This window comes from Shewanella sp. 11B5 (assembly GCF_002836795.1).
GTDB lineage: Bacteria > Pseudomonadota > Gammaproteobacteria > Enterobacterales > Shewanellaceae > Shewanella > Shewanella frigidimarina.
The window spans coordinates 1-1,647 of record NZ_PJAP01000822.1 but is presented as its reverse complement, the minus strand read 5'-3'; the positions used below and the strand labels follow the sequence as shown (position 1 = coordinate 1,647).

The window sequence follows — 1,647 nt, the reverse complement described above, 5'->3', positions numbered from 1 at the left end:
TCGATGACTTAGTTGAATTGGTTAAAAATCAAGGCGAACCGATGACCGGAGAAATTCGTTTAGGTTGCATTCCCACTATTGCGCCTTTCTTACTCAGTAGAGTGGTTAAGTTATGCCAGCAAGACTACCCCAAGCTCAGTTTGTTATTAAAAGAAGACACGACTGAGCGTCTATTGGATGCTTTAGCAAAAGGTGAGTTGGATTTATTGATATTAGCGTTACCTGTCGACACAAGTGGTTTTCATAGCATGAAAGTTGGCATTGATCCGTTTAAAATGGTGATGCATAAAGAGGTATCGCAACAATTCTTGCAGCCCATTGACTACCAAAAAATGCCAGACGAAAGTATCTTTTTACTGCAAGCTGAACATTGCATTACCGGCCACGCGATAACCGCATGTCAACTGGGTGATAGCGCCAAAATTAATCCTTTTGCGGCAACCAGTTTGCATACCTTGGTGCAGATGGTTAACAGCAAGTTAGGCACCACATTTTTACCCCAAATGGCGATCGATACTGGTATTTTAACTGATACCGATCTTGTCGCAATGGATCCTCCTGGTGAAGCTCCTTATCGTGATATTGGTTTAGTTTGGCGTCAAACTACCAGCCGTATTTCAACGTTTAGAACCTTAGGCTTAGCGATTCAACAAAAGCTGCTAGCACAATCGTTACCAAGTTAGCCTCAGCTCGGGATATAAGAGGTGGGATGGATCGATAGAATGGTTTATTTCAGGTCAACAATATCAAACGTGCGATTTTTGTCGTTAATAAGGCTATTGAAGTATCAATAGCCTTATTGTTATCTGTAGAGTAACACTGGCAGTTTCAGGCATGTTTATGTTTGAAATTGAGCTTAACTAACCTCAATTAAACTCAGTTTTAACTGTTATTCAATTTTCTTGGGGCAACACCATACACTTCAGTTGGGTGTTTCTTACCTTTAAGCATTATGGGGCCTAAGTCAGTCAGGTCATACTGACTATTTTGTTGCTCAAGTCGATGCACAACATCTCCAGATAGCAACATTCGTTGACCGAGCGGATTACATTGGTCTTGTAGCCGTGCCAAGGTATTTAATACATCACTGAAGAAACTAATCTCTTGCTTATGTACGCCGACTACCGCGGCTACAACTTGGCCACAATGCGCCGCAGCTTTAAATTTTGGTACAAAACCATATTGTTGTTCAAAATATTGCCTTTGCCACTGCAATTGCTGGCAAAATTCGAAATAGATATTCATACAACGGTCTTGTTTAATACCTTGCTCTAATGGCCAGTGGATAAGTACGGCATCACCCATGTAACGATAAATTTCTGCTTCATTATCGGTCACTGTGTCGGCTAACATGCTAAAGCTGTCTTGAATTAGGCGGCTAAAGCGATAATCGCCTAAGGTTTCGGCATGAGCTGTAGATGAGACCATATCTATAAATAAGAACAATTGTTGCTCATAACGTGGTTTGTGATATTTGCCAAGGCCAATATTGAGCAAGACTTTAGGACCAACCAACAACGACATTTGTTCAATAAAAGCTAAGCTTACCCGGACCACAACAAGATAAACCACTAGCGCTTGAAACGATGGGCTATAAATAATCTGCACTGTGAGCATTTGTCGTAATGTCACCATGTGGTTCTCAAT

At 41.1% G+C, this 1,647-nt stretch carries 2 protein-coding genes; one reads left to right on the top strand and one right to left on the bottom strand.

The annotated features are described in order from the left end of the window. Window positions 1-683, top strand: a 683-nt coding sequence (oxyR, locus tag CXF78_RS16810; RefSeq protein ID WP_102037417.1) for a hydrogen peroxide-inducible genes transcriptional activator OxyR, incomplete at its 5' end; no start/stop codon positions are given. Between the two features lie 199 nt (window positions 684-882). Here oxyR and CXF78_RS16805 read toward each other — a convergent pair. Continuing rightward, the coding region (locus CXF78_RS16805) for an adenylate/guanylate cyclase domain-containing protein (RefSeq protein WP_102037416.1) at window positions 883-1,647 on the bottom strand (765 nt) is incomplete at its 5' end.